We start from the raw sequence: 26,449 nt of genomic DNA on the forward strand, positions 1-26,449 counted from the left end.
ATGGCCAGTATGAGCGACTTCCGGCGGGTTGCCGACGACGTTCGCAACTGGGGCCGCTGGGGCGAGGCCGATGAACTCGGCACTCTGAATTTCATCACCACCGAAAAGGTCGCCGAGGCGGCCAGTTTGGTCAAACACGGCAAAGTGTTTCCGCTCGGTGTGGATTTCGGTTCGTCGGGGCCGCAGGGCGCGTTTCACTTCCGGCAGAACCCGATGCACGTGATGACGATCGACGGCGGTGACGCTTCGACGCTGCTCGAGTACGGGCCCACGTGGTTGAAGAACCCAGCGGCCGCCCAGCTGAGCGAATACTTCGAAAACGGCCCGATGCGCTTCAACGACGACGTGATCATCATGCCGTTGCAGGCCGCCACCCAATGGGACGCCCTGTCGCACGTGTACTACGAGGATTATCTGTACAACGGGTTTCCCGCCGCTTCGGTGACGAGCATGGGCGCGTTTCACTGCGGCATCGACAAGGTGGACAGCAAAGGCATCACGTCGCGCGGTGTGCTGCTGGACATCGTGCGCCTGCGCGGCGTGGTGACCTTCTGTGCGCTCGGCGACCCGATCACCCCGGCGGAACTTGACGAAGCCGCCCGCTCACAGGGCGTGACCATCCGGCGCGGAGACATCGTGCTCGTCCGGACAGGCTGGTGGGCACGATTTTTGGAGACCGGCAACGGGGGCGAGCCCGGCGCCGGCCTGGACTGGACCTGCGCGTCGTGGCTGCACGATCACGAGGTCGCCGCCGTGGCCGCCGACAACCTGATGGTCGAGGACCCGGTGTCCGGAGTCGAGGGAGCCTTCCTGCCCATGCACATGCTCTGCCTTCGGGATATGGGCCTGATGCTCGGCGAGTACTGGGACCTCACGGAGCTGGCGGCGGACTGCGCCGCCGACGGCGTCTACGAATTTCAGCTCATCGCACCGCCGTTGCGGGTGACCGGCGCGGTGGGATCACCGGTGAATCCGATTGCAATCAAGTAGGTATAGATGACAGTGAGTACAGCGACCGGTGGACGTCCGCTCGTCGTCGGCCTCGGCGGAACATTGCGCGCCAACTCGTCGACCGAACGCGCACTGCGGTACTGCCTGGCAGCGGTGGAACGACAGGGCGGACGCACGCGGATGTTCGCGGGCGAAGACCTCGACCTGCCGATGTACGCGCCGCACCAATTGGAACGCACGCCAAAGGCTCTCGAGTTGGTCGGTGCGCTGCGCGAGGCCGATGCGGTGGTCGTCGGCTCGCCGGGATACCACGGTGCGATATCCGGACTGGTCAAGAACGCCCTCGACTACATCGAGGATCTGCGCGAGGATCCGCGGGTGTACCTGGACAACACACCCTGGGGCTGCATCAGCTGCGCCTACGGGTGGCAGGCGGCAGTGGGCACACTCGGGCAGCTCCGCGTCATCGGCCATGCGTTGCGGGCCTGGCCGACGCCGCTGGGCGTCGCGATCAACTCTGCTGACCAGATCTGGGACAGCTCAGGAGAATTGGCCGACGAGACGATCAAGAACCAACTCGACATGTTGGCCACGCAATTGCTGACCTTCGCCCGGGCGACGTGATGACCGTTCAGCGCAACACCGTCCTGGTGGACGGCCTGGTCACCAGTTATCTCGAAGCGGGACAAGGCGACACCGTCGTCCTGCTCCACGGCGGGGAGTTCGGCGCGAGCGCAGAGCTGGGCTGGGAACGCAATATCGGCGCACTCGCCGAGCGATTCCACGTAGTGGCCCCCGACATGCTCGGGTTCGGCGGCACCGCGAAAGTCATTGACTTCAACGACGGCCGCGGTATGCGGATCCGCCACATCGCCCGGTTCTGCGAGGTGCTCGGGCTCGGCTCGGCCCACTTCGTCGGCAATTCGATGGGCGCGATCAACCTGTTCGTCGACGCCACCTCCGACGCGCCGCTATTGCCGGCGCGCAGCCTGGTCACGATCTGCGGCGGCGGCGAAATCCAGCGCAACGAATACTCGACCGCCCTCTACGACTACGACGCCACTCTGCCCGGGATGCGCCGCATCGTCGAGGCGCTGTTCTACGACGCCTCCTATCCGGCAGACGACGCATACGTGCAGCGACGCTACGAGTCCAGCATCGCGCCCGGCGCGTGGGAGGCGTTGGCGGCCGCCAGGGTTCGCCGCCCCGGGCTGGAACCGCCGCCGCTGCCGTCGAGCGTGCGGCCCTACGACCGCATAACCGTGCCGACGCTCGTCGTCGAAGGCGGGGGCGACAAACTCCTGCCCCCCGGATGGGCCGCAGACATCGCAAACCAGATCCCGCACGGCCATTCGGTGGTGATCGACAACGCCGGCCATTGCCCGCAGATCGAGCAGCCGGCCGCCGTCAACACAGTGCTGCTCGACTTCCTCGACGTCGAGGCTGGGCGAAAGGTGTCCGCCTGATGGCTGACGAACTGGCGGGCAAGGTCGCGATCGTCACCGGCGGCGCGTCGGGGCTGGGTGCCGGGTTGGCGCGCCGCTTCGCCGCCGAAGGCGCGAAGGTCCTCATCGGCGACGTCGACGGCGACAGCGGTAAAGCGCTGGCCGCCGAAATCGGCAGTGACGCCTTGTTCGTCGAAGCCGACGTGTCGGAGCTCGGCCAGGTGAGCGGATTGGTGTCCACGGCCGTCGAACGGTTCGGCGGGCTGCACGTCATGGTCAACAACGCCGGGATCTCGGGCACCATGCACCGCCGCTTCCTCGACGACGACCTCGCCGACTTCGACAAGGTGATGAGAATCAATGTGCGGGCGGTGATGGCGGGAACCCGCGACGCCGCCCGGCATATGAAGGATCACGGCGGCGGGTCGATCATCAACCTCACCTCGATCGGCGGCATCCAGGCCGGCGGCGGCGTCATGACCTATCGCGCCTCCAAGGCCGCGGTCATCCAATTCACGAAGTCCGCGGCAATCGAATTGGCGCACTATGAGATTCGCGTCAACGCCATCGCTCCGGGAAACATTCGCACGGCGATCGTGCGCAAGTCCGCCTCCGGGGAGGACCTCGAGAAGCTGGAACAGTTCGAGGCGAAGATCCGTCAGCAGATGCGCGACGACCGTCCGCTCAAGCGGGAGGGCACCGTCGACGACGTCGCCGAGGCGGCGCTGTACTTCGCCACCGACCGGTCCCGCTATGTCACCGGCACCGTGCTGCCCGTCGACGGCGGCACCGTCGCGGGCAAGGTGACCGCCCGCAAGTCCTGAATCAACCGGACTGCGAGCCGATGGTCACCGTCAGCTGCTGCCGTTCTTCGCCGCGCACGACGACGAGCGGCGCCTGCTGTCCCGGCTCTGTCTGGCGCAGCGCTTCGAGCAGGTCCTCGACGGAGTGCACCTGTTTACCCGCGAGCTCGACGATGACGTCGCCGTGCTGAACGCCGGCCCGGGCGGCCGGAGCGTTCGGATCCACGAACAGCACCACTGCGCCGGAGTCGACGTCGGCGCCGAGCTGCTGCTGAATCGCCGGCGTCAGACGACCGACCGAGACGCCGAGATAGGGGTGCGTTGCCGTGCCGTCGGCGAGCAGTTGCTCGGCAACATCGAGCACCGTCGCCGACGGAATCGCAAACCCGATCGACACCGCCCCGGCCACCGGCGGGATGTAGGCCTCGTTGATGCCGACGACGCGGCCCTGCGCGTCGAGCAGCGCACCCCCGGAATTGCCCGGCGAGATCGAGGCGTCCGTCTGGATCAGGTCGACCAACGACGGCGTCGACGCGGCGGAGCCGGGGATGTCGCGATGCAGTCCGGAGATGATGCCGGCGGTCACGGAGTTCTGGAAGCCCAGCGGGCTGCCGATGGCCACGGCGCGTTCGCCCGGCTTGGGCAGGTCAGTGCGGTACGGCGGAACCGGCAGATTCGTGCGTTCCGTGCGCACCACCGCGACATCGGTCACTTTGTCGGTGCCGACGACCTCGCCGGGGGACCGGACGCCGTCGGCGAAGACGATCGTGACGTCGCGCTGCTGGCCCACCACATGCGCATTGGTGACGATGACGTCGGACCGCAGCACCACGCCGCTGCCCACGCCGGTGTCGGTCTGCACCGTGACGACGCTGGGGCTCACCTGCTCCACGATCTCGACATAGTCGAACGGGTTGGCATCCTGCGCGGTGGGCGACGCCGGCGCGGCGGACGTGGTCGGGCTAGCAGTCGGGCTCGGGTCGGACCCAGATTCGTTGCCCATCGTGCACGCCGATACCACCGCGGCGACGACGAGCGCCGGGGTTGCGTACTTCTTGAAATGCTTGGTCATACTCCATTCCTTCTCAGCGCGCCGGTGACGCGCGGCCAATCTCCTTCCATGTACCCACTGTGCCGCGCAGACATTTAAATCAGTCGCTTGACTTAACAGCTGTGGCGGGGTTCACTGATCTCGTGACGACAGCCAGAGCCGTGCGCGCCGAGCGGGCCAGCAGCACGCAGGAGGCGATTCTCAAGGCGGCCGAACGTCTGTACGCCGAACACGGCATGTTCGCGGTGTCCAACAGGCAGGTCAGTGAGGCCGCCGGACAAGGCAACAATGCCGCCGTCGGCTACCACTTCGGCACCAAGACCGACCTGGTGCGGGCCATTGAGCAGAAACATCGCGCGTCCATCGAACGGCTGCTGGAGCGGATGGTGGCCGAGACCGGCGACTCGACCGAGTTGCGTGACTGGATCGCATGCCTGGTGTGCTCGCTCACCGAACACCTGGCCCAGCTGGGCAACCCCACCTGGTATGCGCGCTTCGCCGCGCAGGCGCTGACGGACCCCGCCTACCACAAGATCGTCATCAAAGACGCGCTCGCCTCGCCGTCGCTGGTGGCCGTGGTCGAGGGCATCACCCGGTGCCTGCCCGATCTGCCGGCCGAGGTTGTCACCGAACGCAACATCATGGCGCGAAACCTGTTGATGCACACCTGCGCCGACTTCGAACGGGCCTTCGCCGAAGGCTCTGCCGTACCCCGAACCAATTGGAGTGGCGTCGGATCCGGCCTCATCGACGCGATCGTTGGCCTCTGGAGGGCACCCGTTACGGAGCGTCCGTGACATGAAAGTGACTGTTGACCAAGACAAATGCGTGTCGTCGGGCCAGTGCGTGCTGAACGCGAGCGACATCTTCGATCAACGTGACGACGACGGCGTCGTCGTCCTGCTCAACGACAGCCCACCCGCCGACAAAGCCGACAACGCCCGCAAGGCAGCCACGGCGTGCCCAGCCCTGGCCATCGACATTGAGGAATGACGTATGTCTGACACCCTGATCGGCACCACTGCGACGGCCGAAGACATCCCGGAGTATCCGATGGACCGGGATCCGCGATGCCCGTTCGCGCCACCACCGAAGGTGCTCGAGATGGGCCAGGCGAAACCACTTTCGCGCGTGCGGATCTGGGATGGCAGCACGCCGTGGCTGATCACTGGTCACGAGGTCGCCCGCGCGTTGTTCGCCGATTCGCGCGTCAGCGTCGACGACCGGCGCGAGGGCTTCCCGCACTGGAATGAACACATGCTGTCCACGGTGCACAAGCGGCCGCGGTCGGTATTCACCTCAGACGCCGAGGAACACACTCGCTTCCGCCGGATGCTGTCCAAGCCCTTCACCTTCAAGCGCGTGGAGGGGCTGCGTCCCGCCATCCAAGAGGTGACCGATGAGTGCATCGACGCGATCCTGGCCGGGCCGCAGCCCGCCGACATCGTCGCCAAGCTCGCGCTGCCGGTGCCCACCCGGGTCATCAGCGAGATGCTCGGTGTCCCTTACGAAGACCACGAGTTCTTCCAGCACCACGCCAACGTCGGGCTGGCCCGTTACGCCACCGCCGAAGACGGGCAGAAGGGCGCGATGAGCCTGCACAAGTACCTCATCGACCTGGTCGAAGCCAAGATGAAGAATCCGTCCGAGGATGCGGTCTCCGACCTCGCCGAGCGCGTCAACGCCGGCGAGATCAGCGTGAAGGAGGCCGCCCAGTTGGGCACTGGCCTATTGATCGCCGGGCACGAGACCACCGCGAACATGATCGGCATCGGCGTGCTGGCCCTGCTCGAAAACCCCGAACAGGCTGCGCTGCTACGTGATTCGGATGATCCGAAGTTCATCGCCAACGCAGTCGAAGAGTTGATGCGCTACCTGTCGATCATCCAGAACGGCCAGCGCCGGGTGGCCATCGAGGACATCGAGATCGCCGGGGAGACCATCCGTGCGGGGGAGGGCATCATCCTCGACCTCGCCCCCGCCAACTGGGATGGGCGCGCCTATCCCGAGCCGGAGAAGCTGGATCTGACGCGCGACGCCGGCCAACAGCTCGGCTTCGGCTACGGCCGCCATCAATGCGTCGGCCAGCAGCTGGCGCGGGCCGAGCTGCAGATCGTGTTCCACACGCTGCTGCGGCGAATTCCCACCCTGCGGTTGGCCATCCCGTTCGACGAGGTGCCGTTCAAGCACGACCGGCTGGCCTACGGCGTCTACGAACTTCCCGTTACCTGGTAACCGACTTCAACCCAGCCGATTGGAGTACGAACAATGGCCCCACCAGTTTCGAGCCCGACAGCGACGCTGTATCCCCCCGAAGGCTGGGGCGCGCCCAAAGAGCGTCGCGGCCACGCCCAGGGCGGCGTCGTCGGCCTGCCTGCGGGCACCGAGGTGTTCTCGGCCGACAACCACATCTCGGTCGCCGACGACATCTTCTTCGAACGCTTCCCCGACGATCTGAAGGGCCAGGCGCCGCGCATCTGGTACGAAGACGGCGCGTACATGGTCGGTATGAAGGGCAAGTCCTGGGTCGGCGGTGACTTCGGCCGGGTCCTGATGCAATACGACGACCTGGCCGGGGCGGCGTCCAACAACATCGAGGCGCGCATTCGTGAACTCGCCGAGGACGGCGTCGATCGGGAGCTGGCCTTCCCCAACGCGGTGCTGGCCCTGTTCCACTACCCGGACAAGGCGATCCGTGAGCGTGTCTTCCGGATCTACAACGAGTACATGGCCGACCTGCAGGAGCGCTCCGACGGCCACTTCTACGGTGTGGGGCTGATCAACTGGTGGGATCCGAAGGGCACCCGCAGCACCCTCGAACAGTTGAAGTCACTGGGGCTCAAGACATTCCTGCTACCGCTGAATCCGGGCAAGGACGACGAGGGCAACATCTACGACTACGGCAGCGCGTCGATGGACGCGGTGTGGGACGAGATCGAAGCAGCCGGTCTACCCGTCACCCACCACATCGGCGAGACCCCGCCGAAGACGCCATGCGAACACAACAGCGTCGTAGTCGGCATGATGGTCAACGTCGACTCGTTCCGTGAGCAGTTCGCCAAGTACATCTTCTCCGGCATCCTCGACCGCCACCCCGGGTTGCGGATCGGCTGGTTCGAGGGCGGCATCGCGTGGGTGCCCACCGCGTTACAGGACGCCGAGCATCTGCTGGCCTCGTACCGGCACATGTTCAACCATCAACTGCAGCACGACATCCGCTACTACTGGAACACCCACATGAGCGCGTCGTTCATGGTGGACCCGCTCGGGTTGCGGCTGATCGACGAGATCGGCATCGACAAGGTTTTCTGGTCATCGGACTACCCGCACAACGAAAGCACATTCGGCTACTCGGAGAAGTCGCTCGCCGCGGTGGTCGACGCGGTGGGACCGGAGAACGCCGCCAAGATCGTCAGCGCCAACATCAAGAAATTCCTGGGTCTTGCGTCATGACAACCTCTTTGACCGCAATCCGTTCGGCCGCCGACATACCGGACGAGCCGGACCGCGCTCGGATGCGCCGGGAAACCAGCGCCCGGCTGCGTGAAGCCATGGCGGAACGGGGCGTCGACGCACTGATCCTGCTGGGCAACGGCAACGTGGTCTACGCCACCGGCGCCAGCTGGCCACTGCTCGACGCCGGCCTGTCGCATGTCGAGCGGCCGGTCGCGATCGTGCTCGCCGACGACGAACACCCGCACCTGTTCATGCCGTTCCGCGAGGGTGCCGCCTTCGAGGCCGATATCCCCGCCGACCATCTGCACGGCCCGCTGTATCTCGAATTCGATGAGGGCGTTGAGCATTTCGCCCGGATCGCGGCGGACCTCATCAAGGCGGGCGCCGCCGTGGCCGTCGACGAGATGACCGGCGCGATGCGCCGGGCCGCAGACCGGGTCTTTCCCTCCGGCCCGCCATCGGACGCCGCTCAGGTGATCGGCCCGGCCAAACTGGTGAAGACCCGTGATCAGATCGCGTGTATCCGACGGGCCTGCCGCATCACCGAAGAAGCCGTCGTGGACGTGCAGAAGTCCTTGGCGCCGGGGGTGCGCCAGATCGACCTGTCCGCGCAGTTCGTGCGCCGAGCCTTCGAGCTGGGCGCGACCGCCAACATGTTGGAGGCCATCTGGCAGGTGATGCCGACCTCCAAGGCGGAGGGAACCTGGACCACCACAGGCGATCTCGCGTTGCCGCTGCTGACGACGGAACGTGAGCTCGCGGCCGGTGACGTGCTGTGGACCGACGTCAGCATCACCTACACCGGCTACTGTTCGGATTTCGGCCGGACCTGGCTGGTCGGTCAGGAGCCCACGCCGCGTCAGCAGGACCAGTTCCACAAGTGGCGCGAGATCCTCGACGCTGTGCTGGCAGTGACCAAGGCGGGTGCAACGTCGGGGGATCTGGCGCGCGCGGCGATCGCGGCCAACGGCGGCCAGAAGCCATGGTTACCGCATTTCTATTTGGGGCACGGCATCGGCACCAACGCCGCCGAGATGCCGATGATCGGAACGGATCTCGGCGAGGAGTTTGACGACAATTTCGTGTTCCCGGCCGGCATGGCGTTGGTGTTGGAGCCGGTGGTCTGGGAGGACGGCACCGGCGGCTATCGAAGCGAGGAGATCGTGGTTATCACCGAGGACGGCTACACGCCGTTGACCGACTACCCCTACACCCCTTATGGCGCTTGAGATCCTGCCCGACGATCGGGCACTGCGGAACGGTCGGCGGGAACGCGCGCTGGCCCAGATGGAAGCCCACGATCTGGACATCTTGGTGCTGGGGCGTCAAGCTAACGTCCGGTATGTGACGGGCGCGCCGCAACTTTGGGTCGCCGGCACCCGGCCGTTCGGCCCGATCTGCGCCGTCATCCGCGGCACCGGTGAGATCCACTTGAACAGCACCTGGGACGAGGGCATCCCCGAGGAGATCCCACACGATCACCTGTACGGCCTGGCGTGGAACCCGATGACGCTCATCAACGTGCTCAAGACCATCTCGGGTGCGGCCACCGCGCGGCGGGTCGGAACCGACGCGCTCACACCGTCTTTCGCACATCTGCTGCCGATGGCCTTTCCCAACGCCGAGCTCGTCGACGCCGAACCCGCGATGCGGGCAGCACGGCGGATCAAGACCGCCGACGAGGTGGCCGCACTGCGCGGCGCGCTGCGGGTGGCCGAGGACGCGCTGGCCGCCGCGGTCGCCGAACTGCGTCCGGGAGCCACGGAGCAGACGCTGGCCGGTGTGCTGCTGCAAGCCGAGGCGGCGGGCGGGGTGAGCACTCCCGCGACGCAGGACGCCGCGTGGGTCACGTCGAAGGAACATCCGTGGCGGCGGGCCCGCAGCCACGGCCGGATCGAGGACGGCGACCTGGTGGCGTTCGCGGCGGGTGTGCTCGCCGACGGGTACGTCGGCGAAGTGGGGCGCACCTGGCCGGTCGGCGATGCCGACCATGGCGCGCTGTACCGACGATGGGATGCGTTGTGGGACAGGCTGTTGACGGCCTGCCGCGCCGGGGCTCCCGCGAGTGATCTGCTCGCCGCGTACGGCGACGAACCCCTGCCGCCGATGCCGGTGGCGCACGGGCTGGGCCTGGGCTTCGATCCGCCGGTGGTGTCACCGCACCTGCGGGCCACCGCGGCCGAGGAGACCCTGGAGTCGGGCATGGTGCTTGCGCTGACCGGGTACGTGTGGCAGCGGGGCGTCGGCGCGGTGTTCAGCCGCGATGCGGTGCTGGTCACCTCCGACGGGCCAGAGGTGTTGACCACGAGTCCGTCGTACAACAGCACGGTGGGGGCGTCCAATGGCTGACAGCAAGCGTCCGTCGGCCGAGGAGATCATCCTCTACGACAAGGATCCGAAGACCAAGATCGCGACGATCACCTTCAACCGCCCGGAGTACCTCAACGCGCCTACGTCCGCTGCGCGGCTGCGGTATGCGGACCTGTGCCGAGCGGCGACCGTCGACAACGACGTCAAGGTCGTCGTGATCCGCGGTGTCGGAGACGATCTGGGCAGCGGCGCTGATCTGCCGGAGTTCATGGAAGGCTACGACAACACGGATCTTCGGCTGGCCGAGCTGCGGCTGGAGGACGAGGGCGTCGGTCAGGTGACCTATCCGCCGTCGGGCACGTTCCGCAGCGGGGCGACCATCAGCGCGTGGTACGCGAACGTGCAAGCGGGTAACCGGCCGCTGCAGGAACTCAAGAAGATCAGCATCGTCGAAGCCAAGGGCTACTGTTACGGCTGGCACTTCTACCAGTGCGCCGACGCCGATTTGGTGATCTCGTCCGACGACGCGTTGTTCGGGCACCCCTCGTTCCGGTACTACGGCTGGGGTCCGCGGATGTGGACGTGGATCCAGATGATGGGGCTGCGCAAGTTCCAGGAGATGGTGTTCACCGGACGCCCGTTCACCGCCGACGAGATGTATGACTGCAACTTCCTGAACAAGGTGGTGCCGCGGGAGGAGCTCGAGGCCGAGGTCGACAAGTACGCAAAGGCCTGCGCCCGGAACCGCCCCGTGGACACCGTCTTTCAGCAGAAGATCTTCTTCGAGGTGTACAAGCAGCATCAGGGCGAGTACATGGGCAGTCTGCTGTCCGCATTCTTCGAGTCGATGGGCAGCGGTGTCGCCAACGACGACACCGACGACCTGGACATGATGGACGCGATCGACAGCGGGCTGGCCGACGCGGTCAACGACAACGACAGCAAGTTCCCGCCCGATTTCCGGCTGAGCAAGTCGAATCGCAAGAAGAAGAAGTAGGGGTAGTGGCCGCACCGCTGGACGGCTATACCGTCGTCGACCTGTCGACGGGCATCGCCGGCGCCTACTGCACGAAGCTGCTGGCCGACGGCGGCGCGCACGTCGTCAAAGTCGAATCACCGGAAGGTGATCCGCTTCGGCGGTGGTCGGCCTCCGGCGCTGCCGTCGAGGGCGACGCTGCGCTGTTCCAATTTCTGGCCGGCGGGAAGCACAGCGTTGTTGCCGATGTCGCCGTCGACGATGACGTCGCGCTGGTCAACGACCTGCTGGCCGGCGCAGATGCGGTGATATGGTCGCGCGGCTCGAAAGTGGCTGAATACCAGCGTTTCACACCCGAGGCGATCCATGCCGCCCATCGGCATTTGACCGTCACTTCGATCACACCGTTCGGGCTGGACGGCCCGTGGAGTGAGCGCCCGGCGACGGAGTTCACCCTGCAGGCATGGTCGGGCGGAATCGTAGGGCTGGGACGCGGATCGGCCGACCGGGCGCCGGTGTTCGTCGGCGGCCAGGTGGGGGAGTACCTCGCAGGCGCATATGCCAGTGCGGCGACGATGGCGGGTAAGCGGCGGGGCACCGGCGAGCTGATCGACTTGTCCATGCTGGAAACCCAAATCCTCGGGCTCACCTACTATCCGGTGACCTACTTCCAGATGCTCGGCCGGCCCTGGCGCGACGCGCGACGGCTCACCATCCCGGGGATCGCGCGGGCGAAGGACGGGCTGGTCGACATCGGTTGCGGCACCGCGCAGCAATGGTTCGACCTGTGCGCGATGACGGGTCACGAGGACTGGATCGACGAGGACTCGCCGCTGTCGATCACCGAACAGGCCAACGAGAAGGCCGAGGAACTCTACGCCTGGGTCGAGAGCCAAACCGTCGACGAGATCCGCGATCTCGCCACGGCGTTCCGGATCCCGAACGCGCCGGTGGCCAACGGCGCCAATGTGGAATCGCTGGATCATTTCGTGGCGCGGGGGTCGTTCGTGTCGAACCCCCACGGGTTTCGCCAGCCCGGCCCGCCGTATCGCGTGCACCCGGTCCAACTGTGCCCGCCGCAACCCGCCCCGCGTTTGGGCGAACACACCGACCACTACCGCCGAAATGGCATTCCTGGTCGTCAAAGCGCGCGCTTGACGACCAGGAATGCCATTTCGCCGCAACTGCCGTTCGACGGGTTGCGCGTGCTCGACATGACGACCTTCTGGGCCGGCCCGTCGTGCACGCACATTTTGGCCCTGCTCGGTGCCGAGGTCATCCACATCGAATCCACGCGCCGGCCCGACGGCACCCGGCTCATCGCCGGAATCGGAGTCACCGAAGAGAACTGGTGGGAGAAATCGCCGATCTTCTCCGGGCTGAACACCAACAAGAAGGGCATCACGCTCGACCTGCAGACCGCCCGCGGGCGCGAACTGCTCAACCGGTTCATCGCGACCGCTGATGTCATCGTCGAGAACTTCACGCCACGAGTACTCGATCAGATCGGCCTGGACTTCGCAGCGGTGCAGGCGATCCGGCCCGATGCGATCATGCTCCGAATGCCCGGCTTCGGACTCGACGGGCCGTGGCGGGACAACCCCGCGTTCGCCTACGTCATCGAGGCGGCAGCCGGATTGAGTTGGCTGACCGGCTATCCGGACCGCAACCCGTACGAGCCCTACTCCGTGGGCGATCCGAACGCCGGCATCCACGCACTCAACGGGCTGCTGCTCGCGCTGGAGCACCGCCGCCGTACGGGCGAAGGGGTGCTGGTCGAAGCGGCGATGGTCGACGCTGCGCTCAATGTCGCCGCCGAGCAGGTCATCGAATACTCCGCCTACGGCGCACTGTTGCAGCGCGACGGCAACCGCGGCCCGACGGCGGCACCGCAGAACCTATACCGCACCAACGAGATCGACGAGTTCGGCCGTGCCGACTGCTGGGTCGCGCTCGCCGTCGCGACCGACGACCAATGGAAGGCCGTATGCGATGCGCTCGGCAACCCGGACTGGGCCGCCGATCCGGCGCTCTTTACCGCGGCGGGGCGGCGGGCACGACACGACGTCATCGACAAGCACCTCGCCGCCTGGTGTGAGAACCGCACGGGCGATGAGATCGTCCAAACCCTCTGGGAAGCAGGCGTTCCGGTGGCCAAGGTGATGCAGCCGCACCGTCAGACCGAGCTACTGCAGCTAGCCCATCGAGGATTCTTCGAAGACGTCGGCCATCCGATCAACGCGCGAACCCCGCACAGCGCCTTACCGTTCCGCCTTTCGGGCGGGCCGCAGCGGTTCCACCGGCATCCGGCGCCGCTGCTCGGCCAGCACAATGAGGAGTTGCTCGGCGAGCTGGGATTGACGGCGGCAGAGATCGCCGAGTTGGAAGCCGACGGCGTCATCGGCCACGCGCCACCCGGTCGCAGTCAGTGACTCCAGCCGTCGGCCGCCTGCTCGTCAAAGGTGCGGTCGATGCGCTCGAACCGTCGTCGGATCGACGCGCGTGACGCCGAATGCGGAAGGATATAAAGCCTATTGGCTAGCATCGCGTCGGCCGTCAGCCGGGCGACGTCGGTGACGTCGAGCACGCTGTCGTCGTGCTTGGCGCTGGGCGATACGAGTTGCGCGGTGTCGGCGGGAGGCGGTGTGCCCGCGCCGTAATCGGCCGCCCGGCTGCGCTCGGAGTTGGCCATGATGTCGGTATCGACGATCATCGGGCAGAGCACCGATACGCCGATCCCCGCCGGCTTCAGCTCCCGCGACAGGCTTTCGGCCAATGCGACAACACCATATTTCGCAACGGAATACGGCCCGAGGCCGACATTGGCGACCAGTCCCGCGAACGACGACGTGAACACCAGATGGCTGGGCTCCTGTTGTTCGAGCAGCCGGGGTAGAAACGCCTCGACGCCGTGAATGGGCCCCCACAGATCGACGTCGATCACCCAGCGCCAGTCGTCGTGGGTCACCTGGGCGATGGGCCCGGCGTGCGCGACGCCGGCGTTGTTGAACACCACATGCACGGCGCCGAACGTGCCAAACGCGTCGTCGGCCAACGCGACGACGTCGTCCAACGTGCGGACATCGCAGCGCACGCCGCGCGCGTCGATGCCCTGATCCTGCAGCTGCGACACCGCGCGCTCCAGCCCGGTCGCATCGACGTCGGCGAGCATGACGCGCGCACCGCGGCGCCCGAATTCCGTTGCGGTGGCGAAACCGATGCCGTTGGCACCGCCCGTGATGACCGCGCAGCGGCCCTCGAAACTGTCCACGCGCGAACCCTACGCGGTCACGGCTGCCGGGGAGCGTCTCTAGCCCACGGAATCCAATGCGGTGTCGCCCAGCCGTGCCCCCAGCATCGCCCACGGATCGGCGTAGCGGCCGGGGGAGTCACGATACGCCGCGCGACGTTTCAGCAGCAGCCGCGCGACGGGCCCGACCAGCCGCATCGGATAGCGCGTCCACCCGGCCTGTTCGCGCATCTCGGCGAGCATGTCCGGCCACGAGTGATTTTGGAACGACAGCGCCTCCTGCGCCCGGGCGGTGTCCATCCAGTCGGTGATGAACCAGTCGTCGTCACTGTCCGGATCACCCGGCCGGCCTTCGGGCAGCACGTCGACCAGCCCGCGGGCCGCGGCCAGCGCGGGGCCGACATCGCCCTGGAGCAGCTTGTGGCTGTCGTCGCCGGCGATCAGCAGAGTCTCGCCGACCACGTCGGCGGTGGTCGCAGCCGCGAACGCGCTGGCGACATCCCGCACGTCGACGGTATGGATCCGCCCGTCGACCGGCAGCGCGCTCTCGAAGTACAACGCATCGGCACTGAACGGCAAGGCTTTCGGATCGACGCTGAGCACGCCGCCCAGCCGCAGCACCACCCACTCGAGGCCTGAGCCGCGCACGTGTCCCTCGGCCTCCAGTTTGTGCCCGCCGTACAGCTCCGTCGGCCGTGGGGGCGTGTCTGCCGTGACCGGGCCGGTGACCCGGTGCGGGTTGCGGGAGCCGTAGACGGCGTTACTGGACGCGAGCACGATTCGCGGGGGAGCGGGCATCGCTTCCGCGGCACGCACCAACGTCGCCACCGCGTCCACGTTGACGCGACGGCCCAGCGCGGGGTTGCGGTAGATCGGCGGCGGGATGAGCGCGGCCAGATGCACGATCGCGACCGGCGAAACCTCGGCGAGCAGAGCTTCGACCGCGGCACGGTCGGTCAGGTCGGCCCAGCGGGCTTCGACCCCGTCGGGCAGCGCCGCGGCCTTCTGGCGGTTGGCCGGAGTGTCCAGATCGGTCGCGACCACCCGCCGGCCGTCGGCGGCCAGTCGCTTGACGGTCGCGGACCCGACCAGGCCGAAGCCACCGGTCACCAGCACGGTTTCGGACATACGTCTCCCACAGATCGGTGGAAATGACATTCTCTCGTGCCGAGAGTACCATATCCGCTGGTGGCAGCCAGAGCTGCCCAGCGATTCAAGGGAAGCCCGTGAGCAACGATCTCGACAACCCCGATCTGCCCGACTGGGACCCCGCCTTCACCAAACAGCTGAAGGACACCGTCGGGGCGTTGGTCAAGCGGTACTTCCGCGCCGAGGTGCGGGGGCTGGACACGTTCCCGCCGACCGGCGGCGCGCTCGTGGTGTCCAACCACTCCGGCGGAATGTTCACCCCGGACGTGTTGGTTCTCGCCCCGGCGTTCTACGACAGGTTCGGTTTCGACCGTCCGCTCTACACGCTGGCGCACTACGGCGTGATGGTCGGACCGGTGGGCAATTGGTTGCGGCGTGCCGGGCTGATCGAGGCCAGCCGCGAGAACGCCGCGACGGCGCTGGGTTCGGGCGCCGTCGTCCTGGTGTTCCCGGGCGGGGATTACGACTCCTACCGGCCGACGTTGCGCGAGAACGTCATCGACTTCAACGGTCGCACCGGCTATGTCACGACGGCGATCGAGGCCGGGGTGCCGATCGTGCCGGCCGTGTCGATCGGCGCGCAAGAGAGCCAGCTGTTCCTGACGCGCGGCAACAACTTGGCAAAGCTGTTGGGGCTCAAGCGGTTACGCACCGAGATCCTGCCGATCAGCTTCGGCTTTCCGTTCGGCCTTTCGGTGTTTGTTCCGCCGAACCTGCCGCTGCCGACAAAGGTCGTCACGCAGGTGCTGGAACCGATCGACGTCGTCGCGGAGTTCGGCAGGGATCCCGATGTCGCCGCGGTGGACGCGCATGTGCGTGCGGTGATGCAGAGCGCGCTCGATGAGCTGGCGCAGCAGCGCCGGTTTCCGATCCTGGGCTAGGTGACCGCGGTGGCCGGGGCCATCGCCGTGCCGACGGCGCTGAGTTCGGGCAGTCCCGCGGCGCGCCGGATCTCGGCGAGGCCGTGGATCATCGCATCCGTCGCCTCGTGCACGTCCTTGAAGGTGCGGTCGTCGGACAGCACCGAGATGTCCACCTGGTCAACGTAACTCCACACCGTCATGTTGAACGCGCTGCCGGGCGAGAGCACGCCGATCGAGTAGATCTCACTCACCGGGGCACCTCCGATGTGGCCGCGCTCCCGCGGGCCCGGCACGCTGGAGACGGCCACGTTCATCAACGGGTTGTGGGCCGCCCGCTCGGACTGCCACCGGAACAACGCCGGCGCCAGCGGAGGCGGCAGGTAGTCCATCAGCCGGCCCTGCAGCGTCGGGCCGAGCAGGTCGTGGTTCTCCTTCGCGCGGGCGGTGGCCACTGCGGTCAACTTGACGCGCTCGATCGGGTCGTCGATGTGCACCGGCAGCGACACCGCCAGGCCGCTGATCTGGTTGCCGGTGATGCGTTCGGTCGATTTGTCGGTGCTGACGGGTACCGACGCCATCAACGGTTGGTCGGCGCGCCCGTCGTAGCGCAACAGGAGTTCGCGCAGCCCGCCCGCTGCCATCGCCAGCACGATGTCGTTGAACGTGACGCCGAGATGCTTTGCGGTTTCCTTGAGTTCGGCCAGCGACACCGATGCCGTCGCAAAGGTCCGAACGGGTGAGACGACGTGGTTGAGGAAGGTCGGCGGCGTCTTGAACATCTTGGCCATGCCGGGTTGGTGGTTGCGCTGTTTGATACGTCGCCGCAGCCGGATGGCGCCCCGGGCGGCGTCTCGCATCAGTCCGGGCAACGCGGCGATCTGGTGGAAGTGGTCGAGCTGGGCCTCCCACAGCAGCTGTGGCTTCGACGGCAGCACGGACGGCGTCGTATCCAAGTTCCGCGGCGGTCCCGCGAGATCCATCAGCCGCGCAAGGAGATTCGCCGACGCGACACCGTCGGCCAGCGTGTGGTGCACCTTGCCGATGAGGGCGAAGCGGTCGTCGGCCATCCCCTCGGCGAAGTGGAACTCCCACAGCGGACGACTGCGATCCAGCGGTGTGCTGGCGATCTCACCGATGACCTGATCGAGCTCGCGTCGGCCACCGGGCGGCGGAACCTGCACGCGACGCAGGTGATAGTCGAGGTCGACGTCGCAGTTCTCCAGCCACATCGGATGGTGCCAGCGCAACGGGATGTCGACGAGCCGGTAGCGCAAAGGCGCGAGCAGGTGCAACCGCTGCGCGACCGTCTGCCGGAAGACGTCGAACGTGAACTCGCCGGCGTAGTCGGCGGCGTGGATGATCGCCACCTTCAGCGTGTGCGTGTGCAGGTTGGGCGTCTCGCTGTACAACAGCATGGCGTCCATGCCGCCCAGGCGCCTCATAGCCCACTATCGAACCACCGAGGCCGCGACGGCCGGACGCTTTCGGCGATGCTAGGCCGGTCTACTTCAGGCAGCTGCCGCCGTCGACAGGAAGCGTCACGCCGGTGATGTAGCGCGCCTCATCGGACGCCAGGAACAGCACCGCGTTGGCGACGTCTTCGGGCTCCACCCAGCCGATCGGCAGCGTGTGCATGAGCTGACCGACGACCTTCATGTCGTCGGGACCCGGGTTCTCCAGGTCGGGACGGAACAGCTTCATCGTGGGTTCGTTCATGAACAGCGGCGTGTTCACGTTGGTCGGGTGCACGGAGTTGACGCGGATGTTCTGCGCGCCGAGCTCGACGGCGAACGTCCGCATGAGTCCGACGACGCCGTGCTTGGCGGCGACATAGTGGCCGGTGTGGGGGTAGGCCTTGAGCCCGCCGACCGAGCTGGTCAGGATGATCGAGCCGCCGCGGCCGCCGGCGAGGATGTGCGGCACGCCGGCCTTGACCGTCTTCCACACACCGGCGAGGTTGACGTCGATCATGTCGGTCCAGTCGCCCTCACTGGTCTTGTCCAGCGTCTCACCGCCGTTGCCGATGCCGGCGTTGGCGACGATGATGTCGAGGCGGCCCATCTGCTCGACGCCGGCGTCGACTGCGGCCTTGAGCGCGTCGTAGTCACGGACGTCGACCTCGGCGGTGTAGATGCGCCGGTTGAGCCCCTTGACCAGATCCGCCGTCTCGGCCAGATCCTCCGGAGTCGCGAGCGGGATCCGCACGCTGTCGATCTGCTTACAGATGTCGACGGCGATGATGTCGGCGCCCTCTTGGGCCATCCGCACCGCATGCGCGCGGCCCTGCCCGCGCGCCGCACCGGTGATGAATGCGACCTTGCCTTCAACGCGTCCAGTCATGGTTTCCTCAATTCGTCGTTGGTGGAAGAGATTTCACGGTAGAACGGCGGGCATCGACTCCCAGCCGCGAACGGTCGACGTCGGCGACAGCGTCGCGTTGGTCATGTCGACATCCCACTCGGGGAACCGCTTGAGGACCTCCTCGAGCGCGATGCGCCCTTCGAGTCGGGCCAGCGCGGAACCGAGGCAGTAGTGTGTGCCCACGCTGAACGCCAGGTGTTGGCGTTGTTCGCGGTGGATGTCGAAAACGTCGCCGTCGGGCGGGAATTGGCGATGGTCGCGCACCGCGGCGCCGATCAGCATCATCATCACGCTGCCCTCGGGCACGGTCTGGCCGTAATAGTCCACGTCGCGGGTCACATACCGCGCAACGTGCGGTGCGGGCGGCTCGAAGCGCAGCAACTCTTCGACCGCCTGGGGGATGAGCGCCGGGTTCTCGACGAGCTCGCGGCGCTGGTCCGGATGCTCGGCCAACACCTTGCCCGCCCATCCGATCAACCGTGTGGTGGTCTCATTGCCCGCGCCGGCGACCACGTTGAGGTAGGTCAGCAGCTCCTGACGGGTGAGCTTGCGGGTGGTGCCCTGCTCGTCGACGAACTCCGCGTTGAGCAGCTCGGTCATGATGTCGTCGGACGGGTGGTCGACGCGCCAGTCGATGTAGGCCTCGAACAGTTCGCCGGTGACGAAGCCGTCGGCCCTCATCGGCTGGCCCGCCTCGGTGCGCATCTGCGCGTTGGCGTGGTCGCGGATCATCTCCTGGTCGTCCTCGGGGATGCCCAGCAGCGCGCTGATCACCCTCATCGGCATCTGCGCGCCGAGATCGGCGACGAAGTCGAACCGCTTCTGCCCGATCAACGGGTCCAGGCTCTGCGCGCAATACTCGCGGATGATGGGTTCCAGCGCGTTGATCTTGCGTGGCGTGAACATCCGGGCCAGCAGCTTGCGGTGGATGTCGTGGATCGGCGGATCCTCGAAAATCACTGTGCCGGGCGGAATGTCAATGTTGGCCTTGATCAGTTCCACGATCGCGCCACGTGCGGAGCTGAACGTCTCGTGGTCGACCAGCGCCTTGTTGACATCCGCGAAGCGGCTGAGCGCGTAGAAGTCGTGCTGGGCGTTGTAGTAGAGCGGGGCCTCTTCGCGCAGCCGGCGAAACATCGGGTACGGATCCGCGTTGAGTTCGATGTCGTAGGGATCGAAGTACACATCGCTGGCCGCGCTGACTGTCACGGTCTGCTCACTCCTGGAATCTGCGATGGGCTCGTCGGCGTTGGGCGCTTGCTCAGCACTCTGTCACCGGCACTGGGCTGTGTCAATGACGCATTCACATTTTGCAAATTAAGCTCTTTGCCTAGTAGAACGCCATTCTCATGCGGTTGTGGTCGAGCGCATGCAAGCCGGATTCTCGAAATCCGAGAGCGGGGTTCTTGGCTAGCTGGCGGCCGCGGCGAAACCGTGGGCGCAGAAGTCCCACACCTCGTCGGCGGTGATCGGATGGGCGGTCCCGTCGCCGGCATCTCCGCTGGACTGGGCGACGAACATCACGGTCTGCATGGCCATCGCCGCCATCCGCTTCGGGTTGATGCCGGGGCGCAACTCACCCGCTTCGGCCGCGTCCTCCATCAACTCGGTGAGCAGGGCAAGCAGAGGTGCGTGCGCGACTTTGACCTCGGACGGATGCGACACCAGCAGCCGGGGAGCGAAGTCGGTGAACAGCGGGCGCTTGGCGGTCGGATCGGGACGGGACGACTCGAAAAGCAATTGGATGGCGACCTTTAGCCGCTCGAGCGGGTCGGTGTGGCTGGCCGTCGCGGCGCGGATCTGGTCGGCCGATCGACTCAGCGCATCTTCGAACAAGGCCAACAGCAGTTCATGCTTACCGTCGAACTGCAGGTAGAAGCTTCGCAGCGACTGCCGCGAGCGGTCGACGACCTCTTGGACCGTGAAGTCGGTGCTGCCCTTTTCGATGATGATCGCCTGGGCGGCGTCCAGGAATCGCTGAACGCGCTGGGCGGCCCGCAGCTTCGCTGTCTTGATGGAACGCTCGACGGCGCGCTGCTTCCAGGCCGGCTCTTCGCTGGGAGTGCTCACTAGCGGCTCGGATGCTTGCCGATTTGGGAGAACATGAATGAACTGTACCGGAGAACGCCTTGCCATCGCGGTGCCAGACCCCCTCGCGGCCAACGTGTCGGAGATTGTAACTTTCTCACGATGAGAATAGTATTCTCATCCACGCAATTAGAGAAGCCTTTTCATAAGAACGTTTGGCGAGGTTGGTGGGTATAGCGAGAGTGACGTGCAGCTGACGTTCGACGCCGATGTCGAGGCGTTCCGTGCGGAGTTCATCGCGTTTCTCGACGCGAATCTGCCGGCGGAGGCGGAGGCGTCGGAGCGGTCCGGCTCCAGCAGCCATGTCCCCGAGTGGGCGCGGCGCTGGCAGCGGCTGATGTTCGACAACGGCTGGCTGTTGCCGGGCAACCCACCCGAGTTCGGTGGACGAAATGCGACGATCCTGCAGCAGTACGTGCACCAGGAGGAGTTGGCGCGTCGGCGCGTCTACCTGAGCTTCAACCCGCAAGGCGTGGGAATCATCGCCGCGTCGCTGATCTCGTTCGGAACGCCCGAGCAACAGCAGAAGTGGGCCGTGCCGATTCTGCGCGGCGACATCACCGCGTCGTTGGGGATGAGCGAGCCGGGCGCCGGGTCGGATCTGGCGTCGCTGCGCACCAGGGCAGTGCTCGACGACGGCGTCTTCGTGGTGAACGGACAGAAGGTGTGGACCTCCGGCGCGCACGACGCCGACGTGCTGCTGACGTTCGTGCGCACCGATCCCGACGCGCCCAAGCACAAAGGCATCAGCGTGCTGCTGATCCCCACCGACCTTCCCGGGGTGGTGCGACGGCCGTTCGCATCCGCCTGTGATCAAGGCGATCTCGACTTCAACGAGGTCTTCTTCAACGATGTGCGGGTGCCTGCCGAGAACCTCGTCGGCGCCCTGAACGACGGATGGCGGGTGGCCAACGGCTCGCTTGGTCACGAACGCAACATGTTGTGGCTCAGCTACGCCGACCGGCTGGCGGACCTGGTCGAGGATCTCGATGTCCGTACCGCGCTGGATCGCGACCGCTACGCCACGCTGGTGATGGACAACCAGGCGCTGCGTCTGCTCGGCTCGGCGGCGCTGGCCCGCGCCGCCCGTGGCGAGGAGGATGTGCCGGCGCTGTCGGTGCTCAAGCTGTTGGGATCCGAAGCCGTGCAGATCGCAACCGAACACGCGGTGACGGCGGCCGGAGTCGACGCGCTGGCGCATCCGAGTCTTGCGGGCCGGTACACGTCGCGCAACCTCGATGCGTACATGGGCGGCTGGTTCGACCGCTACTTCCGATCGTTCGCAGGCACCATCGCCGGCGGAACCTCTGAGATTCAACGCAACATCATCGCTCGGCGGCTGCTGGGCCTACCCCGATAGGACCGATATGTACATCGATTACGAGGTATCCGACCGGATCGCGACGATCACGCTGAACCGGCCCGAGGCGGCCAACGCGCAGAACCCGGAGCTGCTCGACGAACTCGACGGTGCCTGGACGCGTGCTGCCGAGGACCCGGAGGTCGCGGTGATTGTGTTGCGCGCCAATGGAAAACATTTCTCGGCGGGCCACGACCTACGCGGCGGCGGGCCGGTGCCCGACAAGATCACGCTGGAGTTCATCATCCAGCACGAGGCCAAGCGCTATCTGGAGTACACGCTGCGCTGGCGCAACGTGCCCAAACCGTCGATCGCCGCCGTACAGGGCCGCTGCATCTCCGGCGGGCTGCTGCTGTGCTGGCCGTGTGACCTCATCGTGGCCGCCGACGACGCGCAGTTCTCCGACCCGGTCGTGCTGATGGGCATCGGTGGCGTCGAATATCACGGCCACACTTGGGAAATGGGTCCGCGCAAGGCGAAGGAGATCCTGTTCACGGGCCGGGCGATGACCGCCGAGGAGGCGCAGAGCACCGGGATGGTCAATCGCGTGGTGCCCCGCGACGAGCTCGATGCGCAGACGCGTGAGCTGGCCGGGCAGATCGCCAAGATGCCGCCGTTCGCGCTGCGTCAGGCCAAACGGGCGGTGAATCAGACGCTGGACGTGCAGGGCTTCTACGCGGCGATCCAGTCGGTGTTCGACATCCACCAGACCGGCCACGGCAACGCGCTGAGCGTCGGCGGGTGGCCGGTGCTGGTGAACCTCGACGAGATGAAGGCCAACATCAAGTAGCGCTATAGGTCGGCGAGGCGGGGGGCCGAGCCGCGGGCGCGCAAGCCCGCGCCCGCCTTGCGCGTGAGTTCCCTTGAGCTGCCCAGCAATCCGTCGAGCACCAGCACTCTCTTCACGTGGTGCTGCAGGTCGTGCTCGGCGGTGAAGCCGATGCCGCCGAGCACCTGCTGGCAGTGTTTGGCCGCGGTCAGCGCGGCCTTGCCCGCGGCGGCCTTGGCCAGTAGCGCCGTCAGGTCGGGGTTGTCCGCACCGGGCAGGTCCAGCGTCGCCTCGGCGCCCTCGATGGCCACCAGCGTCTCGGCCAGCCGGTGCCGGACCGCCTGGAACGACGCGATCGGCCGGCCGAACTGGACCCGGTCCAACGCATGCTGGCGGGCCAGGCTCAGCATGGCGCGGGCCGCACCGATCAGCCACCAGCTCGCTGCCCGGCGGGCCTCTGCGACGCGAATCGGATAGCCTTCGTCCTCGCGTCGCAGCGGCAACCCGCCAAGCGTCGACCCGCTCGCCCCAGAGCGGTCCCACACCACCCAGGTGTTGCCGGCGTACGGCAGCGGCAGCTCCACCGGGTTGCCGATGGCGTTACCCGTGGCATGCAGCACCACGTCGACGAGAACCGAAGCGTGCGAACCCGTTTCGCCGAGCAGCCGAAACACCAGCGGCACCGCCACGTCGGGCATGTCGGTTAGCATGTCGGCCCAGCCGAGCTCCATCAGCGCGGCGTCGAGCTCGGGGCCCGACGCCGACAGCATCGTCTTGCGCAGCGTGCCTTCGAGCAGCTCGAGTGACTCTGTGTCCATGTCGGGCGCCATGGTCACTCCTTCCCCAGGTCCAGCAGGCGGCGCGCGATGATGTTGCGCTGCACCTCGGCGGTCCCGCCGTAGATGGTGGCCGCGCGTGAGTACAGGTATTCGGTGCGCCAGTCGGTGTCATCGAGTTCGACCACGCCCGGCTGCAGATCGCGTGCGGTGTCGTAGAGCCGCTGTTCCGCGCCGGCCAGCAGCACCTTGTCGATCGACGTCTCCGGGCCCAGTTTGTGCCCGTCGGCCAGCCGGTGCTGGGTGGCGCGGGATCGGCAACGCAACGTGTGCAACGCCAGATACGTTTCGCCCAGGTCGGAGTCGACGGCTTGGCCGTCGGCCCTGACTTCGGTGATCAACGCGTCGAACCGTGAGTACAGGTAGGCGATGCGCTGCCAGAAGCACGTGGAGCGTTCATACGGCAGCAGGTCCATCGCCAACTGCCAGCCGTCGCCTGGCTTGCCCAGCATCCGGCTCGAGTCGACGGCCACGTCGTCGAAGTACACCTCGCAGAACTCGTCGACATCGTGCATGGTGCGCAGCGGGCGCACGGTGATGCCCGGGGTGTCGAGGTCGACGAAGAACGCGGTGATGGCCTGGTGGTTGGGGGTGTCGGCGTCGCCGGTGCGGGTGAGCAAAATGCAGCGGTGCGAGTACTGCGCGAAACTGGTCCAGACCTTCTGGCCGTTGATGATCCACTGGTCGCTGCGCTGGGTGGCCTTCGTCGTCAACGACGCCAGATCACTGCCTGAGCCCGGCTCGGAAAAGCCTTGGCACCATTGTTCTTCGCCGCGCAGCAGCTTCGGCACCATCTCGGCGGCCAGCTCGGAAGATGCGTAGTCGATCATCGTCGGCGCCAGCACTTCGAGCATCGAGTACGGCCCGGGCTCGGCCAGCCGCCGACCGACCACCTCCTCGCCGACGATGGCCCGCAGCATCGCCGGCCCGCCGAGCCCGCCGGCACGTTCGGGCCAGCCGTAGCGACTCCAGCCCGCGTCGTAGAGCGCCCGCATCACACGGGCGAACTGGCGCATGTGCCCTTCGAGCGAATGGTCGCCGGGCGGGGTCAGGTCATTCTCGTCGAGCCAGTTCCGAAGCGCCGCACGGAAGGTGGCGGGATCGTGCAGATCCGTCATCCGGCTTCTGGCCTTCCGATCGCATGCGGGCGGCCGGAGTCGTGGGCTCCGCTGCGCCGAATGAACGTCATGGCACGGGTTTTCAGTCGCCAGCCGTCGCCAGTGCGCAGGTAGGTGTCGTTGTAGTAGCCGATGCGCATGTCATGGGTGGAGTGCTCGATGAAGCACAACGGTTGGGTGCCGGTGGCTTTGTCGGGATCGTTCGCGTCCAGGTTCACCAGCGATGTGCCCGTCATGAACAGCCCCTTGGGCGCCGCGTCGACGAGTTCGGGGAAGCGGGCGAGAGTGTAGGTGGAGCCGAACGCGCTGTAGGTGCCGTCCGGCGTGAACACCGAGATCAGTCCGTCGATGTCCCCCTGGGTGATGGTGACCGCGTACTTCGCGAGCAGCTGCTGAATCTCGACCAGGTCGTCAGTGCGCGTCGGGCCGGCCGTAGGCCGTCCAATTGAGTCAGTCATTTCGGAAGACCCTTCCGCCCTTCATTACAAAAGTCACGTTCTTTGTAACACTGATGTCGGCGAGCGGATCACCCGGCACCGCGATGATGTCGGCGAGGTAGCCCTCCGCGACGCGGCCGAGATCGGGTTTGTCGATCAGGTCCGCAGCGACGACGGTGGCCGCCCGCAGCACTGCGGCCGGCGGCATGCCCCATTCGACAAGCGTGACGAGCTCCTCGGCGTTGCGGCCGTGGGGGATCGCCGGCGCGTCGGTGCCGACCGCGATCTTGACACCGGCTTCATAGGCGGCCTTGATCGACGTCTCGGCCTTGGGGAACATCTCGGCGGCCTTGTCCTGCAATTCCTTTGGCGCCTTGGACACGTCCATCGCCTGGGCCAGCCGACGGGTGGTCACCAGGAATCGGTCATTGTCGACCAGCATCTTGATCGCCTCGTCGTCCATCAGGAAGCCGTGCTCGATGCAGTCGATGCCGCACTCCACGGCGTGCTTGACAGCCTCGGCGCCGTGGGTGTGCGCGGCTACCTTCAACCCCCGACGGTGCGCCTCGTCGACGATGACGCGCAACTCTTCGTCCGAATAGTGTTGTGCCCCAGCTTCTCCGGTCAGCGACATGACGCCGCCCGAACAGCACACCTTGATCAGCTGCGCACCGTGCTTGATCTGGTAGCGCACCGCCTTGCGAATCTCGTCGACGCCGTTGGCGATGCCCTCTTCGATCGTCAGCTCCAACACCCCGGGCATGAACGCGGCGAACATCGTCGGGTCCAGATGGCCGCCCGTCGGCGTGATCGCATGGCCCGCCGGAATGACGCGCGGGCCCTCGATCCAGCCGGCATCGATGGCTTTGCCGAGCGCGACGTCGAGCAGATAACCGCTTGTCTTGACGAACAATCCGAGGTTGCGCACCGTGGTGAAGCCCGCACGCAGTGTGCGGCGCGCGTTGCCGACCGCACGCAGCATCCTGGTCGGCGGATCGTCCTGCACCTGGGACAGCCCGGGATTCTCCCCGCGGCCGCCCATCAAAAGGTTGACCTCCATGTCCATCAACCCGGGCAGCAGGATGGCCTCACCCAGGTCGATTACGTCACCTTCGACGTCACCGCCTATACCGACGATCCGATCGCCGTCGACGCGAACGATTCCGGGCCGGACGATCTCGCCGGCGTCGACGTCAAGGAGGCCTGCTGCCCGCAGTGTGAGCACG

26 protein-coding genes are annotated in these 26,449 nt (G+C 66.5%); 15 read left to right on the forward strand and 11 right to left on the reverse strand.

What is annotated here, in order from left to right; translation table 11 throughout:
- The 4 genes from CWS39_RS06415 to CWS39_RS06430 are packed head-to-tail and all read left to right on the forward strand — an operon-like array spanning position 1 to position 3,220.
- Positions 1-990 carry a cyclase family protein gene (locus CWS39_RS06415; protein WP_199177988.1) on the forward strand — a complete coding sequence of 330 codons (990 nt, stop codon included), beginning with the start codon at positions 1-3 and terminating at the stop codon, positions 988-990.
- A 6-nt stretch (positions 991-996) separates the two neighbouring features.
- Positions 997-1,575 (forward strand): NADPH-dependent FMN reductase, encoded by a 579-nt coding sequence (locus CWS39_RS06420; protein WP_102142061.1) that lies wholly within the window; start codon positions 997-999, stop codon positions 1,573-1,575.
- A complete protein-coding gene (locus CWS39_RS06425; protein ID WP_102142062.1) occupies positions 1,575-2,417 on the forward strand; it encodes an alpha/beta fold hydrolase in 843 nt (280 codons plus the stop codon). Before CWS39_RS06420 ends, CWS39_RS06425 begins: the two co-directional genes overlap by 1 nt.
- The gene (locus CWS39_RS06430) at positions 2,417-3,220 is read left to right on the forward strand and encodes an SDR family NAD(P)-dependent oxidoreductase (protein ID WP_102142063.1); all 804 of its coding nucleotides are present in this window, start codon (positions 2,417-2,419) and stop codon (positions 3,218-3,220) included. The genes CWS39_RS06425 and CWS39_RS06430 overlap by 1 nt, the downstream gene beginning before the upstream one ends.
- A 1-nt stretch (position 3,221) precedes the next feature.
- On the opposite strand, the gene CWS39_RS06435 is transcribed toward CWS39_RS06430, so the two are convergent.
- On the reverse strand, positions 3,222-4,271 hold the full coding sequence (locus CWS39_RS06435; RefSeq protein WP_199177989.1) for a S1C family serine protease: 1,050 nt from the start codon (positions 4,269-4,271) through the stop codon (positions 3,222-3,224).
- 101 nt (positions 4,272-4,372) lie between these two features.
- On the opposite strand from CWS39_RS06435, the gene CWS39_RS06440 reads away from it, so the two are divergent.
- The 8 genes from CWS39_RS06440 to CWS39_RS06475 are packed head-to-tail and all read left to right on the forward strand — an operon-like array spanning position 4,373 to position 13,424.
- Positions 4,373-5,047: a TetR/AcrR family transcriptional regulator gene (locus CWS39_RS06440; RefSeq protein ID WP_102142064.1), complete on the forward strand. Its 675-nt coding sequence runs from the start codon at positions 4,373-4,375 to the stop codon at positions 5,045-5,047.
- A 1-nt stretch (position 5,048) separates the two neighbouring features.
- Positions 5,049-5,243, forward strand: a complete 195-nt coding sequence (locus CWS39_RS06445) for a ferredoxin (protein ID WP_102142065.1) — start codon at positions 5,049-5,051, stop codon at positions 5,241-5,243.
- A 3-nt stretch (positions 5,244-5,246) separates the two neighbouring features.
- Complete coding sequence (locus CWS39_RS06450) at positions 5,247-6,485, forward strand: cytochrome P450 (protein ID WP_102142066.1); 1,239 nt, start codon at positions 5,247-5,249, stop codon at positions 6,483-6,485.
- Positions 6,486-6,518: 33 nt separating this feature from the next.
- The gene (locus tag CWS39_RS06455; RefSeq protein ID WP_102142067.1) at positions 6,519-7,703 is read left to right on the forward strand and encodes an amidohydrolase family protein; all 1,185 of its coding nucleotides are present in this window, start codon (positions 6,519-6,521) and stop codon (positions 7,701-7,703) included.
- A complete protein-coding gene (locus tag CWS39_RS06460; protein WP_102142068.1) occupies positions 7,700-8,935 on the forward strand; it encodes a M24 family metallopeptidase in 1,236 nt (411 codons plus the stop codon). Before CWS39_RS06455 ends, CWS39_RS06460 begins: the two co-directional genes overlap by 4 nt.
- Positions 8,925-10,055, forward strand: a complete 1,131-nt coding sequence (locus CWS39_RS06465; protein ID WP_102142069.1) for a M24 family metallopeptidase — start codon at positions 8,925-8,927, stop codon at positions 10,053-10,055. The genes CWS39_RS06460 and CWS39_RS06465 overlap by 11 nt, the downstream gene beginning before the upstream one ends.
- Positions 10,048-11,013: an enoyl-CoA hydratase/isomerase family protein gene (locus CWS39_RS06470; protein WP_102142070.1), complete on the forward strand. Its 966-nt coding sequence runs from the start codon at positions 10,048-10,050 to the stop codon at positions 11,011-11,013. The genes CWS39_RS06465 and CWS39_RS06470 overlap by 8 nt, the downstream gene beginning before the upstream one ends.
- Positions 11,014-11,018: 5 nt before the next feature.
- Positions 11,019-13,424 (forward strand): CaiB/BaiF CoA-transferase family protein, encoded by a 2,406-nt coding sequence (locus CWS39_RS06475; RefSeq protein WP_102142071.1) that lies wholly within the window; start codon positions 11,019-11,021, stop codon positions 13,422-13,424.
- Here CWS39_RS06475 and CWS39_RS06480 read toward each other — a convergent pair.
- Both CWS39_RS06480 and CWS39_RS06485 read right to left on the reverse strand, forming a co-directional pair.
- Positions 13,418-14,263 (reverse strand): SDR family NAD(P)-dependent oxidoreductase, encoded by an 846-nt coding sequence (locus CWS39_RS06480; protein ID WP_102142072.1) that lies wholly within the window; start codon positions 14,261-14,263, stop codon positions 13,418-13,420. The two genes, CWS39_RS06475 and CWS39_RS06480, sit on opposite strands and share 7 nt — an antisense overlap.
- Positions 14,264-14,302: 39 nt before the next feature.
- The gene (locus tag CWS39_RS06485) at positions 14,303-15,370 is read right to left on the reverse strand and encodes an NAD-dependent epimerase/dehydratase family protein (protein WP_102142073.1); all 1,068 of its coding nucleotides are present in this window, start codon (positions 15,368-15,370) and stop codon (positions 14,303-14,305) included.
- Positions 15,371-15,468: 98 nt separating this feature from the next.
- On the opposite strand from CWS39_RS06485, the gene CWS39_RS06490 reads away from it, so the two are divergent.
- Positions 15,469-16,272 carry a lysophospholipid acyltransferase family protein gene (locus tag CWS39_RS06490; RefSeq protein WP_431306091.1) on the forward strand — a complete coding sequence of 268 codons (804 nt, stop codon included), beginning with the start codon at positions 15,469-15,471 and terminating at the stop codon, positions 16,270-16,272.
- Here CWS39_RS06490 and CWS39_RS06495 read toward each other — a convergent pair.
- The 4 genes from CWS39_RS06495 to CWS39_RS06510 form a co-directional block, all read right to left on the reverse strand.
- Complete coding sequence (locus tag CWS39_RS06495; protein WP_102142075.1) at positions 16,269-17,696, reverse strand: WS/DGAT/MGAT family O-acyltransferase; 1,428 nt, start codon at positions 17,694-17,696, stop codon at positions 16,269-16,271. The two genes, CWS39_RS06490 and CWS39_RS06495, sit on opposite strands and share 4 nt — an antisense overlap.
- 61 nt (positions 17,697-17,757) lie before the next feature.
- On the reverse strand, positions 17,758-18,594 hold the full coding sequence (locus CWS39_RS06500) for a mycofactocin-coupled SDR family oxidoreductase (protein WP_102142076.1): 837 nt from the start codon (positions 18,592-18,594) through the stop codon (positions 17,758-17,760).
- 33 nt (positions 18,595-18,627) lie between these two features.
- Entirely contained in the window at positions 18,628-19,824 is a 1,197-nt protein-coding gene (locus tag CWS39_RS06505; protein WP_102142077.1) for a cytochrome P450, read from the reverse strand.
- Between the two features lie 201 nt (positions 19,825-20,025).
- The gene (locus CWS39_RS06510) at positions 20,026-20,751 is read right to left on the reverse strand and encodes a TetR/AcrR family transcriptional regulator (protein WP_102142078.1); all 726 of its coding nucleotides are present in this window, start codon (positions 20,749-20,751) and stop codon (positions 20,026-20,028) included.
- Positions 20,752-20,890: 139 nt separating this feature from the next.
- Here CWS39_RS06510 and CWS39_RS06515 point away from each other — a divergent pair, with 139 nt between their 5' ends.
- Together CWS39_RS06515 and CWS39_RS06520 are read left to right on the forward strand one after the other, a co-directional pair.
- On the forward strand, positions 20,891-22,063 hold the full coding sequence (locus CWS39_RS06515) for an acyl-CoA dehydrogenase family protein (protein ID WP_102142079.1): 1,173 nt from the start codon (positions 20,891-20,893) through the stop codon (positions 22,061-22,063).
- Between the two features lie 7 nt (positions 22,064-22,070).
- Positions 22,071-22,853 carry an enoyl-CoA hydratase gene (locus CWS39_RS06520; protein ID WP_102142080.1) on the forward strand — a complete coding sequence of 261 codons (783 nt, stop codon included), beginning with the start codon at positions 22,071-22,073 and terminating at the stop codon, positions 22,851-22,853.
- A 2-nt stretch (positions 22,854-22,855) separates the two neighbouring features.
- Here the strand turns inward: CWS39_RS06520 and CWS39_RS06525 are convergent, their stop codons facing one another.
- The 4 genes from CWS39_RS06525 to CWS39_RS06540 are packed head-to-tail and all read right to left on the reverse strand — an operon-like array spanning position 22,856 to position 26,448.
- Positions 22,856-23,650: an acyl-CoA dehydrogenase family protein gene (locus tag CWS39_RS06525; RefSeq protein WP_102142157.1), complete on the reverse strand. Its 795-nt coding sequence runs from the start codon at positions 23,648-23,650 to the stop codon at positions 22,856-22,858.
- 14 nt (positions 23,651-23,664) lie between these two features.
- A complete protein-coding gene (locus tag CWS39_RS06530; RefSeq protein WP_102142081.1) occupies positions 23,665-24,786 on the reverse strand; it encodes an acyl-CoA dehydrogenase family protein in 1,122 nt (373 codons plus the stop codon).
- On the reverse strand, positions 24,783-25,244 hold the full coding sequence (locus CWS39_RS06535) for a nuclear transport factor 2 family protein (protein ID WP_102142082.1): 462 nt from the start codon (positions 25,242-25,244) through the stop codon (positions 24,783-24,785). Before CWS39_RS06535 ends, CWS39_RS06530 begins: the two co-directional genes overlap by 4 nt.
- Complete coding sequence (locus tag CWS39_RS06540) at positions 25,237-26,448, reverse strand: metal-dependent hydrolase family protein (protein ID WP_102142083.1); 1,212 nt, start codon at positions 26,446-26,448, stop codon at positions 25,237-25,239. The genes CWS39_RS06535 and CWS39_RS06540 overlap by 8 nt, the downstream gene beginning before the upstream one ends.
- Position 26,449: the final 1 nt, after the last annotated feature.

Origin of the sequence: Mycobacterium hubeiense, from assembly GCF_002838065.1 — a bacterium.
Lineage (GTDB): Bacteria > Actinomycetota > Actinomycetes > Mycobacteriales > Mycobacteriaceae > Mycobacterium > Mycobacterium hubeiense.

Bases quoted from the DNA above. Each gene is read 5' to 3' on its own strand.
- CWS39_RS06525 (WP_102142157.1), bottom strand. From the start codon at position 23,650: ATGGACACAGAGTCACTCGAGCTGCTCGAAGGCACGCTGCGCAAGACG.
- CWS39_RS06430 (WP_102142063.1), top strand. From the start codon at position 2,417: ATGGCTGACGAACTGGCGGGCAAGGTCGCGATCGTCACCGGCGGCGCG.
- CWS39_RS06530 (WP_102142081.1), bottom strand. From the start codon at position 24,786: ATGACGGATCTGCACGATCCCGCCACCTTCCGTGCGGCGCTTCGGAAC.
- CWS39_RS06450 (WP_102142066.1), top strand. From the start codon at position 5,247: ATGTCTGACACCCTGATCGGCACCACTGCGACGGCCGAAGACATCCCG.
- CWS39_RS06470 (WP_102142070.1), top strand. From the start codon at position 10,048: ATGGCTGACAGCAAGCGTCCGTCGGCCGAGGAGATCATCCTCTACGAC.
- CWS39_RS06455 (WP_102142067.1), top strand. From the start codon at position 6,519: ATGGCCCCACCAGTTTCGAGCCCGACAGCGACGCTGTATCCCCCCGAA.
- CWS39_RS06520 (WP_102142080.1), top strand. From the start codon at position 22,071: ATGTACATCGATTACGAGGTATCCGACCGGATCGCGACGATCACGCTG.
- CWS39_RS06465 (WP_102142069.1), top strand. From the start codon at position 8,925: ATGGCGCTTGAGATCCTGCCCGACGATCGGGCACTGCGGAACGGTCGG.
- CWS39_RS06445 (WP_102142065.1), top strand. From the start codon at position 5,049: ATGAAAGTGACTGTTGACCAAGACAAATGCGTGTCGTCGGGCCAGTGC.
- CWS39_RS06495 (WP_102142075.1), bottom strand. From the start codon at position 17,696: ATGAGGCGCCTGGGCGGCATGGACGCCATGCTGTTGTACAGCGAGACG.
- CWS39_RS06500 (WP_102142076.1), bottom strand. From the start codon at position 18,594: ATGACTGGACGCGTTGAAGGCAAGGTCGCATTCATCACCGGTGCGGCG.
- CWS39_RS06415 (WP_199177988.1), top strand. From the start codon at position 1: ATGGCCAGTATGAGCGACTTCCGGCGGGTTGCCGACGACGTTCGCAAC.
- CWS39_RS06425 (WP_102142062.1), top strand. From the start codon at position 1,575: ATGACCGTTCAGCGCAACACCGTCCTGGTGGACGGCCTGGTCACCAGT.
- CWS39_RS06420 (WP_102142061.1), top strand. From the start codon at position 997: ATGACAGTGAGTACAGCGACCGGTGGACGTCCGCTCGTCGTCGGCCTC.
- CWS39_RS06435 (WP_199177989.1), bottom strand. From the start codon at position 4,271: ATGACCAAGCATTTCAAGAAGTACGCAACCCCGGCGCTCGTCGTCGCC.
- CWS39_RS06510 (WP_102142078.1), bottom strand. From the start codon at position 20,751: ATGGCAAGGCGTTCTCCGGTACAGTTCATTCATGTTCTCCCAAATCGG.
- CWS39_RS06485 (WP_102142073.1), bottom strand. From the start codon at position 15,370: ATGTCCGAAACCGTGCTGGTGACCGGTGGCTTCGGCCTGGTCGGGTCC.
- CWS39_RS06460 (WP_102142068.1), top strand. From the start codon at position 7,700: ATGACAACCTCTTTGACCGCAATCCGTTCGGCCGCCGACATACCGGAC.
- CWS39_RS06535 (WP_102142082.1), bottom strand. From the start codon at position 25,244: ATGACTGACTCAATTGGACGGCCTACGGCCGGCCCGACGCGCACTGAC.